13 protein-coding genes are annotated in these 14,338 nt (G+C 71.9%); 2 read left to right on the top strand and 11 right to left on the bottom strand.

Translation table 11 applies throughout. The features are described 5' to 3' along the window. Positions 1-56: 56 nt before the first annotated feature. The 7 genes from pdxT to pgsA form a co-directional block, all read right to left on the bottom strand. Positions 57-680 carry a pyridoxal 5'-phosphate synthase glutaminase subunit PdxT gene (gene pdxT / locus ACZ51D_RS10270; protein WP_465661833.1) on the bottom strand — a complete coding sequence of 208 codons (624 nt, stop codon included), beginning with the start codon at positions 678-680 and terminating at the stop codon, positions 57-59. Between the two features lie 103 nt (positions 681-783). Further along, a complete protein-coding gene (gene pdxS / locus ACZ51D_RS10265; protein WP_030300161.1) occupies positions 784-1,695 on the bottom strand; it encodes a pyridoxal 5'-phosphate synthase lyase subunit PdxS in 912 nt (303 codons plus the stop codon). A 128-nt stretch (positions 1,696-1,823) separates the two neighbouring features. Beyond that, positions 1,824-2,324 (bottom strand): hypothetical protein, encoded by a 501-nt coding sequence (locus tag ACZ51D_RS10260; RefSeq protein WP_360498543.1) that lies wholly within the window; start codon positions 2,322-2,324, stop codon positions 1,824-1,826. Between the two features lie 88 nt (positions 2,325-2,412). Next, positions 2,413-2,781 (bottom strand): 5-carboxymethyl-2-hydroxymuconate Delta-isomerase, encoded by a 369-nt coding sequence (locus ACZ51D_RS10255; protein ID WP_360498459.1) that lies wholly within the window; start codon positions 2,779-2,781, stop codon positions 2,413-2,415. Between the two features lie 89 nt (positions 2,782-2,870). Further along, positions 2,871-4,055 (bottom strand): glycosyltransferase family 4 protein, encoded by a 1,185-nt coding sequence (locus ACZ51D_RS10250; protein WP_465617047.1) that lies wholly within the window; start codon positions 4,053-4,055, stop codon positions 2,871-2,873. A 40-nt stretch (positions 4,056-4,095) separates the two neighbouring features. Beyond that, entirely contained in the window at positions 4,096-5,058 is a 963-nt protein-coding gene (locus tag ACZ51D_RS10245; protein ID WP_465617045.1) for a phosphatidylinositol mannoside acyltransferase, read from the bottom strand. Between the two features lie 16 nt (positions 5,059-5,074). Then, the gene (gene pgsA, locus ACZ51D_RS10240) at positions 5,075-5,722 is read right to left on the bottom strand and encodes a phosphatidylinositol phosphate synthase (RefSeq protein WP_360498541.1); all 648 of its coding nucleotides are present in this window, start codon (positions 5,720-5,722) and stop codon (positions 5,075-5,077) included. A 254-nt stretch (positions 5,723-5,976) separates the two neighbouring features. Between pgsA and ACZ51D_RS10235 the strand changes: the two genes are divergently transcribed. After that, positions 5,977-8,025 carry an elongation factor G-like protein EF-G2 gene (locus ACZ51D_RS10235; protein WP_465617042.1) on the top strand — a complete coding sequence of 683 codons (2,049 nt, stop codon included), beginning with the start codon at positions 5,977-5,979 and terminating at the stop codon, positions 8,023-8,025. A 70-nt stretch (positions 8,026-8,095) separates the two neighbouring features. Here the strand turns inward: ACZ51D_RS10235 and ACZ51D_RS10230 are convergent, their stop codons facing one another. Then, positions 8,096-8,521 carry a thiol-disulfide oxidoreductase DCC family protein gene (locus tag ACZ51D_RS10230; protein WP_465617040.1) on the bottom strand — a complete coding sequence of 142 codons (426 nt, stop codon included), beginning with the start codon at positions 8,519-8,521 and terminating at the stop codon, positions 8,096-8,098. Between the two features lie 205 nt (positions 8,522-8,726). Here ACZ51D_RS10230 and ACZ51D_RS10225 point away from each other — a divergent pair, with 205 nt between their 5' ends. Further along, positions 8,727-10,373 (top strand): hypothetical protein, encoded by a 1,647-nt coding sequence (locus tag ACZ51D_RS10225; RefSeq protein ID WP_465661831.1) that lies wholly within the window; start codon positions 8,727-8,729, stop codon positions 10,371-10,373. 73 nt (positions 10,374-10,446) lie between these two features. Here the strand turns inward: ACZ51D_RS10225 and ACZ51D_RS10220 are convergent, their stop codons facing one another. The 3 genes from ACZ51D_RS10220 to ACZ51D_RS10210 all read right to left on the bottom strand — a co-directional run bounded on the left by ACZ51D_RS10220 (position 10,447) and on the right by ACZ51D_RS10210 (position 14,321). Then, on the bottom strand, positions 10,447-11,007 hold the full coding sequence (locus tag ACZ51D_RS10220; RefSeq protein ID WP_465617036.1) for an HIT family protein: 561 nt from the start codon (positions 11,005-11,007) through the stop codon (positions 10,447-10,449). Between the two features lie 82 nt (positions 11,008-11,089). Next, positions 11,090-13,069, bottom strand: a complete 1,980-nt coding sequence (gene thrS / locus ACZ51D_RS10215) for a threonine--tRNA ligase (protein ID WP_360498445.1) — start codon at positions 13,067-13,069, stop codon at positions 11,090-11,092. Positions 13,070-13,157: 88 nt separating this feature from the next. Further along, entirely contained in the window at positions 13,158-14,321 is a 1,164-nt protein-coding gene (locus ACZ51D_RS10210) for a hypothetical protein (protein ID WP_465617032.1), read from the bottom strand. Positions 14,322-14,338: the final 17 nt, after the last annotated feature.

Genomic DNA, 14,338 nt, shown 5'->3' with positions numbered 1-14,338 from the left:
CTTACCGGTGTCGTCACCGGTAAGGCGCACACGGTCAGCACGCTGTCAGGACGCGCTCAGCGCGCGGCCGCCGCGAGGTGCTCCTCGACCATCTTGACGAAGTACGCGTGCACCCGGTGATCACCGGTCAGCTCCGGGTGGAACGAGGTGGCCAGCAGGTTGCCCTGGCGCACGGCCACGATCCGGCTGTCCGGACCGTCCGCGGCGGGCAGTTCGGCCAGCACCTCGACGCTCGCGCCGACCGCCTCGACCCAGGGGGCGCGGATGAAGACGCCGTGCACCGGCGCGTCGTCCAGGCCCTTGAAGGCGATCCCGGACTCGAAGGACTCGTTCTGGCGGCCGAAGGCGTTGCGACGCACCGTCATGTCGATGCCGCCGACGCTCTCCTGGTCCTCGCGGCCGTCCAGGATCTTGTCCGCCAGCATGATCATGCCCGCGCAGGTGCCGTACACCGGCATGCCGGCGGCGACCCGCTCGCGCACCGGGTCCATCACGCCGAACAGCAGCGCCAGCTTGGACATGGTGGTGGACTCCCCGCCGGGGATCACCAGCGCGTCGACCTCGGCCAGTTCCTCCGCACGGCGCACCGGACGGGCGAGCGCGTCGGCCTCGGCCAGCGCCACCAGGTGCTCGCGGACGTCGCCCTGCAGGGCGAGGACACCGATGACTGGAGTGCTCACGGTCTTCAACCTCAATCGATCGTTACTACGGAAGTACGTGGCACGGCCCGCCGCAGCGCCGAAGCGCTGGGGCGGGCCCGGGCCCTCGGAACCTGCGGGGCGACTACCAGCCGCGGTTGGCGTAGCGCTCGGTCTCCGGCAGGGTGTCGCAGTTGATGCCGACCATGGCCTCGCCGAGGTTGCGGGAGGCGTCCGCGATGATCTTCGGGTCGTCGAAGAAGGTGGTGGCCTTCACGATGGCGGCGGCGCGCTTGGCCGGGTCGCCCGACTTGAAGATGCCGGAGCCGACGAAGACGCCCTCGGCGCCCAGCTGGCGCATCAGCGCGGCGTCGGCCGGGGTGGCCACGCCACCGGCGGAGAACAGCACGACCGGCAGCTTGCCGAGCTCGGCGACCTCCTTGACCAGCTCGTACGGGGCGCGCAGCTCCTTGGCGGCGGCGTACAGCTCGTTGTTGTCGAAGCCGCGCAGCTTGGCGATCTCGTTCTTGATCTGGCGCAGGTGGCGGACGGCCTCGACGACGTTGCCGGTGCCGGCCTCACCCTTCGAGCGGATCATGGCCGCGCCCTCGGCGATGCGGCGCAGCGCCTCGCCCAGGTTGGTGGCGCCGCAGACGAAGGGGGTGGTGAAGGCGAACTTGTCCGAGTGGTTGACCTCGTCGGCCGGGGTGAGCACCTCGGACTCGTCGATGTAGTCGACACCGAGCGACTGCAGGACCTGGGCCTCGACGAAGTGGCCGATGCGGGACTTGGCCATCACCGGGATGGAGACCGCGGCGATGATCTCCTCGATCATGTTCGGGTCGGACATGCGGGCCACGCCGCCGTCCTTGCGGATGTCGGCCGGAACCCGCTCGAGCGCCATGACGGCCACCGCGCCGGCGTCCTCGGCGATCTTGGCCTGCTCGGCGTTGACCACGTCCATGATCACACCGCCCTTGAGCTGCTCGGCCATGCCCCGCTTGACCCGGGCGGTGCCGATCTGGGGCTGGTCTGCGGTGGTGGGGGTGGTGGACACGTGAGACCTCACTCGAAGATGAACCAGTGCTATCGCCCTATGGTAGGCGGAACGGGTGGCCCCTCCATGCGCCACCGAGTCCAGCCAGGGCGAAGGGATACGACAAACGGGCCGTATCCGTGGACACCCTAAGCAGGCGCCCCTTCCGGCGTGAGAGCGGGCGGCGGGGCGTCGTCCATTTCGAACGCCATCGGGAACGGGGCCTTCCCGGCCAGCCGGAAGTACCGCACCAGCCGGTGCTCGCGCACCGCGCGCGCCGCCCGCACCGCGTCGTTGTGGAACCGGCGGGCCATCGGCACCCGGCGCACCGCGGCCGTCAGGTCACGAACCGCGTCATCGCCGCCCGGCTCGGCCACCAGCGCCGCCACCTGCTCCGGCTCCTCGAGCACCGCCCGCAGCGCCAGGCTCAGCTGGCTCTCCGCCACCTCGCGATGCTCGTCCTCGGCCTGCCGGGCCGCGTGCGCCGCGTCCAGCAGCAGCAGCGAGGCCGCCGGATCCAGCAGCGAGGACGTCGCCAGCTCGATGGCCACCGAGGCCCGGCGGACCAGCTGCGCGTCCAACGCCGCCCGCGCGGCGTCGATCCGGGCGTGCAGCCGGTCCAAGCGACCGGCCGTCCAACTCAGGTACATGCCGAAGAGCACCACGGCCACGGCGGCCCAGATCCAGGTAGTCACGGGCCGCTACGTTACCGGGTGTCACCGGCCGGCCCGACCGGCGTCAGCCGGCCACGACCGCGTTCCGGTAGCTCTCCCGCTCGATGTCCGCCAGGTTGACGGCGGTGAACAGCCGGGCGCCCGGCGCCGGCTTCACGTGCTCGGCCAGCAGCGCCAGGACACCCGCGCCCAGCGCCGCCTTCGCCTCCGGCGTGCGGCCCGGGAACATCTGGACCTCGACGTACACCTGGACGTCGGACGGGGTCCCGCTCGTGCCGACCACGAGCTCCTCGCTCTGCCGGAACAGCGTCTTGCAGGACTCCGGCTTCGCGTCGATCGTCTCCTCGGCGAGCCGGTTGATCGCCAGGCCCAGCGCCCGGCGGTCGAAGCCGCCGGCCAGGCCGGCCGAATAGTCGACGGAGATGTGCGGCATCGGTTTCCCCCATGCAGTGAAGCGATACGGTCGCCCGACCCTAACCCCACCCACACCGGGGCCGACCACGCCCCCGCCGCGGCCCCGGATCAGTCCCTGGCCAGCCCGAACCGGCCGCGCCGCCCGCTGCGCTCGTCCTCCTCGACCACCGCCGCGGCCCCCGCCGTCACCGTCTCGTACACCGACAGGATGTCCGCGCCCACGGTCGACCAGTCGAACCGCCGCACATGCCGCGACGCCGCCACCCGCAGCTCCTCCAGCCGCGCCGGATCGCCCAGCAGCCGCAGCGCCGTACGGGCCAGCGCCTCCGCGTTCTCCACCGGGAACAGCTCGCCGGCGTCCCCGCCGTCCAGCACCTGCTTGAACGCGTCCAGGTCGCTCGCCAGCACCGGGGCACCCGCCGACATCGCCTCGACCAGGATGATCCCGAAGCTCTCGCCACCGGTGTTCGGCGCCACGTACAGGTCCACGCTGCGCAGCAGCCGGGCCTTCTCCGCGTCGCTCACCATGCCGAGGAACTCCACCTGCCGACGCACCTCCGGCGCCAGGCCCGCCACGGCCTCCTCCTCGTCGCCCTTACCCGCCACCAGCAGCCGCACCCCCGGCCGCTGCGCCAGGATCCCCGGCAGCGCCGCCAGCAGCGTCGGCAGGCCCTTGCGCGGCTCGTTGATCCGGCCGATGAAGCCGATCGTGCCCGGCTCCCCCTTCGCCGCGTGGCCCATCCAGCGCTCGTCCGGCTCTGCGTCCGCGAAGAAGCCCACGTCCACGCCGTTCGGGATCACCACCGCGTCCCCGCCCAGGTGCTCCACCAGGGTCCGCCGGGCGTACTCCGACACCGCGATCCGGGCCCGCATCTTCTCCAGGCCCGGCTGCAGGATCGGCGAGGCCGCGATCATCGCCCGCGAGCGCGGGTTGGAGGTGTGGAACGTCCCCACCATCGGCCCGGTCGCCGACCAGGCCGCCAGCATCGACAGGCTCGGCGAGGCCGGCTCGTGCACGTGCAGGATGTCGAAACGCCCGTCGTGCAGCCACCGCCGCACCCGTGCCGCCGACAGGATCCCGAAACTCAGCCGCGCCACCGACCCGTTGTACGGCACCGCCACCGCCCGCCCGGCCGAGACCACGTACGGCGGCAGCGCCTCGTCGTCCTCGGCCGGCGCCAGCACCGACACTTCGTGCCCCAGGCCGATCAGGTGCTCGGCCAGGTCCCGGATGTGGAACTGCACCCCACCGGGGACGTCCCAGTCGTACGGGCAGACGATGCCGATCTTCACGGATTCCTCAAGCTCCTTCGGACAGTCGTACGGGCCGGACTCAGGACCCGGAGGCCTCGGCCGCGGGCTCGGGGGCCGCCTCCGCGCGCACCGCGGAGGGCTCCTTCACCGTCTCACGGACCGCAAGGTCGGCCAGCCAGAACTTCTGCAGCATGTGCCAGTCCTGCGGGTGCTCGCGGACGCCCTGCTCCCACACGGCCGCCATCGCCTGGGTCATCGCCCGCGTCCCCTCCTTGCGGTCGCCCTCCTCGGGCACCGCCACCTCGGGGTGGATCCGCGCCCGCAGCACCGGGCCGTCGTACCAGAGCGTCACCGGCAGCAGCGCCGCCCCGGTCCGCCGGCACAGCGCCGCCGGACCGGCCGGCATCCGGGTCGCCTCACCGAAGAACGACACCTCGATGCCCGCCTCCGACAGGTCCCGGTCCCCCACCAGGCACACCAGCCGGCCCTCGCGCAGCCGCCGCGCCAGCGTGCCGATCACGTTCACCGAACCGCCGGTCAACGCCAGGACCTCCATGCCCAGGCCCTCCCGGAACGCCACGAACCGGTCGAACAGCCGCTCCGGCTTCAACCGCTCCGCGACCGTGGTGAACGGATAGCCCTGCTGCGCCACCCAGGCGCCCGCCAGGTCCCAGTTGCCCATGTGCGGCAGCGTTATCACCGCGCCCCGACCGGCCTCCAGCGGCGCCCGCAGGTGCTCGAAGCCCTCCACCTGGACGTCCCGCGCCACCCGCTCCCGGCTCCACACCGGCAGCCGGAACGACTCCATCCAGTACCGCAGGTACGAGCGCATCCCGGCCCGCGACAACGACCGCAGCGCGGCCTCGTCCAGCCCCGGACGGACCCGGCGCAGGTTCGCCTCCAGCTGCCGCACCCGCTTGCCGCGCTTGCGCCACGCGTAGTCCGCCAGCCGGTCGAACAGCCCCCGCGCCCACGACTCCGGCAGGTGCTTCAGCAGCCCCCACCCCAGCGCGTACGCCCAGTACACCAATCGGTCGGTCACCTCAGGACGCCCCCCATCAGCTCCCGGCCGCCGCTCGGTCGGCCTCGAACGCCTCCCGGCGCACGGTCAGCATCCGCTGGAACACCGTCACCAGGCTGCCCACCGCCACCAGCCACAACGCCACCGGCAGCAGCCACTCCACGTACGGCACGCCGAACGTGTGCAGACCCGCGACCCCGGCCGCCACCAGGCTGGCCACCAGCCGCTCGGCCCGCTCCACCAGCCCCGACACGTCACACGGCAGGCCCTGGCTCTCCGCCCGCGCCTTGGTGTACGACACCACCAGACCGCTCGCCAGGCAGAAGATCGCCACCGCGCACAGCAGGTTGTCGTCCCCCTTGCCCGCGTACCACATCGCCAGGCCGCCGAAGATCGCCGCGTCCGCGACCCGGTCCAGCGTGGAGTCCAGGAACGCCCCCCACTTGCTGGTCCGGCCCAGCTGACGGGCCATGTTCCCGTCCACCAGGTCCGAGAAGATGAACAGCGTGATCGTGATGGTGCCCCAGAAGAACTCCCCACGCGGGAAGAACACCAGCGCACCGGCCACCGAACCGGCGGTACCGACCAGCGTCACGGCGTCCGGGCTCACGCCCAGCCGGATCAGGAACGCGGCGAACGGGGTCAGAACACGTGTGAAGAAGGCACGCGCGTATTTGTTGAGCATGGCCTTCCCAGCCGCTCCGATCTCCCAGATACCCGCCTGGCGCAACACACGCGGCAGACGGCCGAACGAATCAGCCCGTCCGGCGCACCCATCGTAGCCACGCCGACGACACGCTCCGCCGCACGCACCGCCGAACGACGCGCCCGCGACCGCACGCACACGTACGGTCACCGACCGGCCGTACGACACGCGCCACCGCGACACCCGACCCTAGACTGCGATGGACAGCCTCGGCGCCACGGGAGGAGACCCCGATGCCCGACCGCAGCACGGTACGAGCCGGCCAGGCACCCGCCGTCACCGGCCCCCGGGACCTGCGTAACGTCGTCCTCATCGGCCCCAGCGGTGTGGGCAAGACCACCCTCGCCGAATCCCTCGCCCACGCCGCCGGAGCCACCGGCCGGGCCGGCCGCGTCACCGACGGCACCACCGTCTCCGACCACGAGGACATCGAGCACCAGCAGCAGCGCTCCGTCCAGCTCTCCGTGCTGCCGCTCGAGTGGAAGGGCGTCAAGATCAACCTGATCGACCCGCCCGGCCACCCCGACTTCACCGCCGACCTGCGCGCCGCCCTGCACGCCGCCGACGCCGCCGTCTTCGTCGTCTCCGCCACCGACCCGGTCACCGCCCCCACCCGCGCCCTGTGGCGCGAATGCGCCGCCGAGGGCATCCCCCGCGCCATCGCCGTCGCCAAACTCGACGTCGCCCGCACCGGCTTCGACGACATCCTCACCGCCTGCCACGACGCCTTCGACCTGGGCCCGGACACCCTCCGCCCGCTCTTCCTGCCCGTCCTCCACGACGGCCGGCCCGACGGCAGCGTCGACCTGCTCACCGGCGACACCTACGGCGACGCCACCCCGCTCCCCGACACCGGCCCCGCCCACGACAGCCTCGTCGAGGCCATCTCCGGCCAGGACGACACCCTGATGGAGCGCTACCTCGCCGGCGACACCCTCGACGCCGACGCCCTCGAAGCCGGCCTGCGCCGCGAAGTCCTCGACTGCACCCTCCACCCCGCCGTCCCCACCAGCGAGAACGGCCTCGGCGCCGCCGAACTCCTCGACCTCATCGCGCACACCTTCCCCGACCCCACCGAACGCACCCGCCCCGGCCCCGCCTGCGACCCCGACGCCCCGCTCGCCGCCCAGGTCGTCCGCGTCACCGGCGACGCCTACGTCGGCCGGATCAGCCTGCTGCGCGTGTACGCCGGCACCCTGCGCCCCGACACCAAGATCCATCTCGTCGGCCCCGCCCACACCGCCGACCAGAACGGCGACGAACGCGTCACCGCCCTCACCAGCCCGTTCGGCAAACTCCAGCGCCCCGTCCCGCACGCCGTCGCCGGAGACCTCGTCTGCGCCGCCAAACTCACCACCGCCCGCGCCGGCGACACCGTCCACGACCCCGGCCACCCCGTCGAACTCGACGGCTGGACCCTCCCCGAACCCCTGCTCCCGATCGCCGTCGAAGCCCACAGCAAGGCCGACGACGACAAGCTCTCCCAGGCCCTCAACCGCCTCACCGCCGAGGACCCTGCCCTACGCCTCGAACAGAACCCGGACACCCACCAGCTCGTCCTCTGGTGCACCGGCGAGGCCCACGCCGAAGTCGTCCTCGACCGCCTGCGCAGCCGCCACAACGTCCACGTCGACACCGTCGAACCCAAGGTCGCCCTGCGCGAGACCTTCGGCACCGCCGCCGCCGGCCACGGCCGCCTCGTCAAGCAGTCCGGCGGCCACGGCCAGTACGCCATCTGCGACCTCGAAGTCGAACCCCTCCCGGCCGGCTCCGGCTTCGAGTTCCAGGAACACGTCGTCGGCGGCGCCGTCCCCAAGCACTTCATCCCCTCCGTCGAGAAGGGCGTCCGCGCCCAGCTCGCCAAGGGCGTCTCCACCGGATACCCGCTCATCGACGTCCGGGTCACCCTCACCGACGGCAAGGCCCACTCCGTCGACTCCTCCGACGCGGCCTTCCAGAACGCCGCCGCCCTCGCCCTGCGCGACGCCGCCGAGCACGCCGTCATCCGCCTGCTCGAACCCGTCGCCGCCGTCAGCATCCTGCTGCCCGACGACTACCTCGGCGCCGTCCTCGGCGACCTCTCCGCCCGCCGCGGCCGGGTCCTCGGCACCGAGACCGGCGGATCCGGCCTCACCCTGCTGCGCGCCGAGGTCCCCGAACTCGAACTCGTCCGCTACCCGGTCGACCTGCGCTCCCTCACCCACGGCACCGCCGAGTTCACCCGCGCCTACCTGCGCCACGAACCCATGCCGACCGCCCTCGCCGAGCGCCACACCGGCTGAACAGCCCTACCACCGGGCGGACTTACGGCCGACCGGGCTCACGGCCGGGAGGACCGACGGCCGGACGGACCTACGGCTGGACGGCCTTGCGGTTCGGCAGCGCGCACGCCGCCGTACCCCCCGGCATCCGGTGCCGGTTACGCGCCACCCACCGGTACGCCAGAGCCGCCACCGGCCGCACCGGCGGCGCCGTCAACACCGCGCCCAGGTACGCCCACACCCCACCGGAGCGCATCAGCAACCGCGCAACCGCCTGCGCGCCCCCGTACACCCGCCCGGTCGGCGTCACCCACAACACCTCGCGCTCCGCCCGCTCGGCCGACACCTCGCCCCGGCCGCCCGCGTGTTCGTCCCACGCCCCGAGGTCCGCGAACTGGAACGCCACCGCCTCCCAGCCCCCCGAGGCCAGTGTCTGCCGCAGGTAACGCTCCGCCCACCGCACGCAGGACGAACAGAACGCGCAGTCCCCATCGAAGACCAGCACCGGATCCTTCACAGCGGCTCCCCTTTCCTCGCTTCTCCCACCATCCTCCTCCGCCCCACCCCGGCCCGCTCCGCCGGGTATCGACCTGCCCGAACCTGGGCATCATGCCTCTCAGGACCGGTACGGCCGGATCGTGACGGTACTTCAGACGATCATCCGCGCCGGGGTGCCACGGCACGGTAACCTGCCGCTGACAAGGGGAGGAGGGGACGCCACCGTGACCACACTCGACATGACCCCGGGTGCGCAGATACCCCGGACCGACGCCGGCCCGCAGACCGCCGTCACCCAGGCGCTCTCCTCGGCCGCCTACCGCGACGGCGAGATCGGCGGCTTCGTCGCGGCCGTCACCGACGCCAAGGAGAAGAAGGGCCGCTTCGCCCTCTTCCGCCCCAACGTCGGCGAGGCCTTCAGCAAGGCGCTGGTCTCCCGCGCCCTCGGCGGCGACCGCAAACCCATCGTCCCGTCCTTCGGTGTCGACACCCGCCAGGTCGTCGAACACTGCCTGGCCGCCGAGGAACTGCGCACCACCCGTGACCGGCAGCTCACCACCGTCACCCTGATCACCGGCGGACTCTTCCTCCCCGGCACCCTGCTCTGGCTCGCCGCCTTCCAGGTGCGCGCCTGGCTCAAACGGGACAACCCGAAGAACGCCGCCGCCTACGGCGGCATCACCCTCGCCCTGGCCGCCGCCCTCGCCGTCTTCCTCGTGCTGCGCCCGCAGGCCGCCGGCCTCCTCGGCATCTACCTGCGCGTCACGATGCTGGCCCCGGTCATCGGTTGGTACCTCGCCCGCCAGATCGTCGAGCGCTTCGCCAAGGACCTGCGCGGCCGCTGGCAGTCCCTGGTCGAGGGCTCCGCCGTCGCCGCCACCGTCGCCAAGGCCGTCCCCCGCGACGACCTCGACAAGAAGGCCACCGACCTGCGCGACAAGCTCGGCCGCCTGGACGCCGAGCAGGAGACCAACGTCCACCACTACGCCGGCCCCAAGGGCATCCTCGGCGCCGGCCGACGCTGGGGCGAGTGGCGCCTCGCCGACACCCTCCACCCCGCCGAGGGCCACGTCGACTTCCGCGCCTTCCACCCCTGGGACCTGGTCCGCCGGATCTCCTCCCACCTCAAGGGCCTCGGCATCAGCCACGTCGCCAACAGCGGCATGCCCAACGTCACCATCAAGCAGTGGGTGGTCTTCGACATCGGCGAGGGCGCCGACGAGATCAGCCGCCCCGGCAACGCCGACATGGACGGCGACCGGATGCGCGACTTCGCCGTGCAGACCATCGCCGACAAGCAGACCTTCTCCGGCGGCCCCCGGCACTACCTCGCCACCCAGTTCATCACCCACGACGGCAAGCTGGTCCTCACCTTCACCATCACGGTGACCCTGCTCGCCGACGTCCTGACCATCGCGGTGGCCGGCTACGCGCTCGGCCCCGTCAAGGGCGTCTTCTTCGACAAGCCCAAGGACAAGGAGAAGACGGTCGCCAAGACCGTGAAGTTCTGGGAGGAGCGCACCATCAAGCTCCCCCTGATCGACAACGACGAGGTCGTCCGCCAGGCCGTCCGCGCCCCCTTCTACCGGATGCCCGGCCTGCTCGGCTGGCTCGGCGGCGGGCTCGGCCTGCCCGAACCCTTCGGCCTGCGGCACGTCTGGGTCGGCCGCGCCTGGGACAACCGCTCCATGGTCGACAACGCGATGAACGCCTCCGTCCCGGTGCTCAACGCGGTCCACAGCGCCACCCTGGAGTTCCTGCGGGAGCACGACCTCGACGCCGACCGGTTCTTCAAGAACCGCACCTCGATCATCAAGTCCGAGGCGCAGAGCCCCCGGCCGTACGACGTCGACACGTTCAACGCCGGCTGAGCCGGCCGCGCACGACGAAGGGGCCCGCCACCGATCGCCTCGGTGTCGGGCCCCTTCTCGCGTCCGCTCCGGGTCAGCCCTGCGGCCAGACCTCGGCCAGCATCTTGCGGGTGTCCGCCAGCAACTGCGGCAGCACCTTGGTGTGGCCGACCACCGGCATGAAGTTCGTGTCCCCGCCCCAGCGCGGCACCACGTGCTGGTGCAGGTGCGCCGCGATCCCGGCACCGGCCGCCGCACCCTGGTTCATCCCGATGTTGAACCCGTGCGCCCCGGAGGCCGCCCGCAGCGCGGTCATCGCCTTCTTGGTGAAGTCCGCCAGCTCGGCCGTCTCCGCCTCGTCCAGGTCCGTGTAGTCGGCCACGTGCCGGTACGGGACCACCATCAGGTGCCCGCCGTTGTACGGGTACAGGTTCAGCACCGCGAACACGGCGTTCCCCCGGGCGACGACCAGCCCGTCCTCGTCGTTCAGCGACGGGATCGAGCAGAACGGACAACCGTCGTCCGGAGCCGGGCCGGTGGGCTTGTTCTCACCCTGGATGTACGCCATCCGATGGGGGGTCCACAGGCGGCGGAAGCCGTCCGGCTCCCCGACGCCCCGCTGCAGTTCCGGCTCAGTCGTCATGCTGATCAGCATATTCGCCCGACGGTGCTTGCAAAGCCGCGCGGGGCAGACTCGTTTCAGAGCCTGCCCCGCGCGTGACGGTACTGCTACCGGATCACACCTGGATGCGGTTCTTCACCGCGTCCACGATCTCGGCGACGGCGTCCGCCACCGGCACGCCGTTCTTCTGCTCGCCGTTGCGGTAGCGGAACGACACCGCGCCCGCCTCGACGTCGTCGTTGCCGGCGATCAGCATGAACGGCACCTTGGTCTTCTGGGCGTTCCTGATCTTCTTCTGCATGCGGTCGTCCGAGGTGTCCACCTCGACCCGGATCCCGTGCTTCTTGAGCTCGGCCGCGACCTCCAGCAGGTACGGCACATGCTCGTCGGTGATCGGGATGCCGGTCACGGTGACCGGGGCCAGCCACGGCGGCATGGCGCCGGCGTAGTGCTCCAGCAGCACCGCGAAGAACCGCTCGATGCTGCCGAACAGCGCGCGGTGGATCATGACCGGCCGCTGACGCGAGCCGTCCGCCGCGGTGTACTCGAGGTCGAAGCGCTCGGGCAGGTTGAAGTCCAGCTGGATGGTCGACATCTGCCAGGTACGACCGATGGCGTCCTTGGCCTGCACCGAGATCTTCGGGCCGTAGAAGGCCGCGCCACCCGGGTCCGGCACCAGCGGCAGGCCCTGCTTCTCGGCCACGGCCGCCAGGACGCGGGTGGCCTCCTCCCAGGTCTCGTCCGAACCGACGTACTTGACCGGGTCCTTGGTCGACAGCTCCAGGTAGAAGTCGGTCAGACCGTAGTCACGGAGGAGGTTGAGCACGAAGGTCAGCGTGGAGTCGAGCTCCTCCGCCATCTGCTCGCGGGTGCAGTAGATGTGGGCGTCGTCCTGCGTGAAGCCGCGGGCGCGGGTCAGACCGTGCACCACACCCGACTTCTCGTACCGGTACACCGTCCCGAACTCGAAGAGGCGCAGCGGCAGTTCACGGTACGAGCGGCCGCGCGCGTCGAAGATCAGGTTGTGCATCGGGCAGTTCATCGGCTTGAGGTAGTAGTCCACGCCCTCGTCGAGCTGCATGGGCGGGTACATACCGTCCGCGTACCAGTCGAGGTGGCCGCTCTTCTCGAAGAGCTTCCCCTTGGTGGCGTGCGGGGTGTAGACGAACTCGTAGCCCTCTTCCTCGTGCCGCTTGCGCGAGTAGTCCTCCATCGCGCGGCGGATGATGCCGCCCTTGGGGTGGAAGACGGCGAGGCCGGAGCCGATCTCCTCGGGGATGGAGAAGAGGTCGAGCTCGTTGCCGAGCTTGCGGTGGTCGCGCTTCTCGGCCTCGACGAGGAAGTCCAGGTGGGCCTTGAGCTCGTCCTTGGTCGGCCAGGCGGTGCCGTAGATGCGCTGGAGCATCGGGTTGCGCTCGCTGCCGCGCCAGTAGGCGGCCGCGTTGCGCATCAGCTTGAACGCCGGGATGTGCCGGGTGCTGGGCAGGTGCGGGCCGCGGCAGAGGTCGCCCCAGCACTGCTCGCCGCTCTTGGCGTCCAGGTTGTCGTAGATGGTGAGTTCGCCGGCGCCGACCTCGACGTCGGCGCCCTCGCCGGCGGTGGCGGCGGAGCCCTTGAGGCCGATCAGCTCGAGCTTGTACGGCTCGGCGGCCAGCTCCTCGCGGGCGGACTCGTCGGTGACCACGCGGCGGGAGAACTTCTGCCCGCGCTTGATGATCTCCTGCATGCGCTTCTCGATGGCCTTGAGGTCATCGGGGTGGAAGGGCTTCTCGACGTCGAAGTCGTAGTAGAAGCCGTCCTTGACCGGCGGGCCGATGCCGAGCTTGGCCTCGGGGTAGAGCTGCTGCACGGCCTGGGCCATGACGTGCGCGGTGGAGTGGCGCAGGATGTCGAGGCCGTCCTTGCTGCCGATCGCGACCGGCTCGGCCTCGTCGCCGTCCTGGAGGACGTAGGCGAGGTCCTTGAGCTGGCCGCCGACGCGGGCGGCGATGATCGAGCGGTCGTCGGCGAAGAGCTCGGCGGCCGTAGTGCCCGTGGTCACCACGCGCTCTTCCCGATCGGGTTCGCGGTTGATGATTACCCGGACGTCCGTCACCGGTCTCTCCTGACGTGCTGGATTTCAGAGGACGCAACACTGCGCTGCGCGTGACGATGGTACCGAGAGCGCCGCCCCCGCCGTCCACCTACGTCCCTTCTCCCCCTTCCTCCGTCCCCTCTCCGAGCGACTTCAGCAGCCGCTCGCGGTCCTCTTCCTCCCAGCCGCACAGTTCCAGTCCGTGCGGGCGGGTCAGCCGGCGGAAGCCGCCGTGCCGCTCGAGCCGGCCGGAGATCCGGACCGGCAGCCCGGCGAGGTGGGCCTCGGCGGCGAGCCGGTAGTCGGGGTCGGGCAGTCGGAGCTTGAGTTCGCGGACCTCGGCGCCGCCGAGGACGCGCAGCCGTACCGAGCCCGGGCCGGCCGGGTCGGCGCGCTTGAGCCGGGTGACCACGCCGACCACGGTGACGGCGACGGCGGGCTCGATCCGTTCCAGCAGTTCGGCGGCCTCGGCCAGGGCGGGCAGGTCGCCGGGTGAGAAGTCGAGGACGACCCGGCGGTCCCCGAAGCCGCCCGGGGTGCCGGCGGCGGGCGACCAGGCGACGGTGAGCCGGGCCGCGGTCGCGCCGCGTACGAGTTCCTCGACGGATTGGACGAGTTCCCGGCTGACCCCGGCCTGGACGGCGTTCTCGAAGGCCTCGGGCCCGCCGCTGACCCGGCGGTAGTCGACCGCGTCGCGCAGCGCCTCCAGGGCGCGGACGAGGGTGGTGACGGCGGCGCGGCCTTCGGGGGCGGGGGTGTGGGCGGTGAGGGCGGTGCCTTGTTCGACCACCAGGACGCGGTCCAGGAAGTCCCCGGCGGGGCCGTCCAGCCGGGCTCCGAAGTAGGCGGCCCTGGTCCGGGCGGCCTTGGCTCCGGCGGCGAGCATCCCGCGTGCCGCCTGCCGGAGCCGCTCGGCGTCGTCCCAGGGGGTGGCCTCGGCGGAGCCGGGCGGTTCGCGGCGCCAGCGCAGTTCGTCGCCGGGGACGGCGAGGGCGAGCAGGATCGATCGGGCCGAGGGGGTGCGGGACCGGGAGAGCGCGGTGACGGCGTCGGCGAGGAGTTCGACGGCGTCGTCGAAGCCGTCTCCGGTGGGGACGAGGAGGCTGGTGCCGGGTTCGTCGTCGGGCGGGGTCCAGCGGCCGTAGCGGGCGGCCGGTCCGCCGCGGCGGACCCAGCCGTGCCGGGCGAGCAGGGTGGCCAGCACCGCGGGGTCGACGGTGGCCGGGTCGGGCAGGGCCTGGGCCGGCTCACCCGGTCCGTACGGCGGTGTCATGGGGTCGGCTCCTCGCT

The organism is Kitasatospora sp. NPDC033851, assembly GCF_055576085.1.
This window is presented reverse-complemented; position numbering and strand designations above follow the sequence as displayed.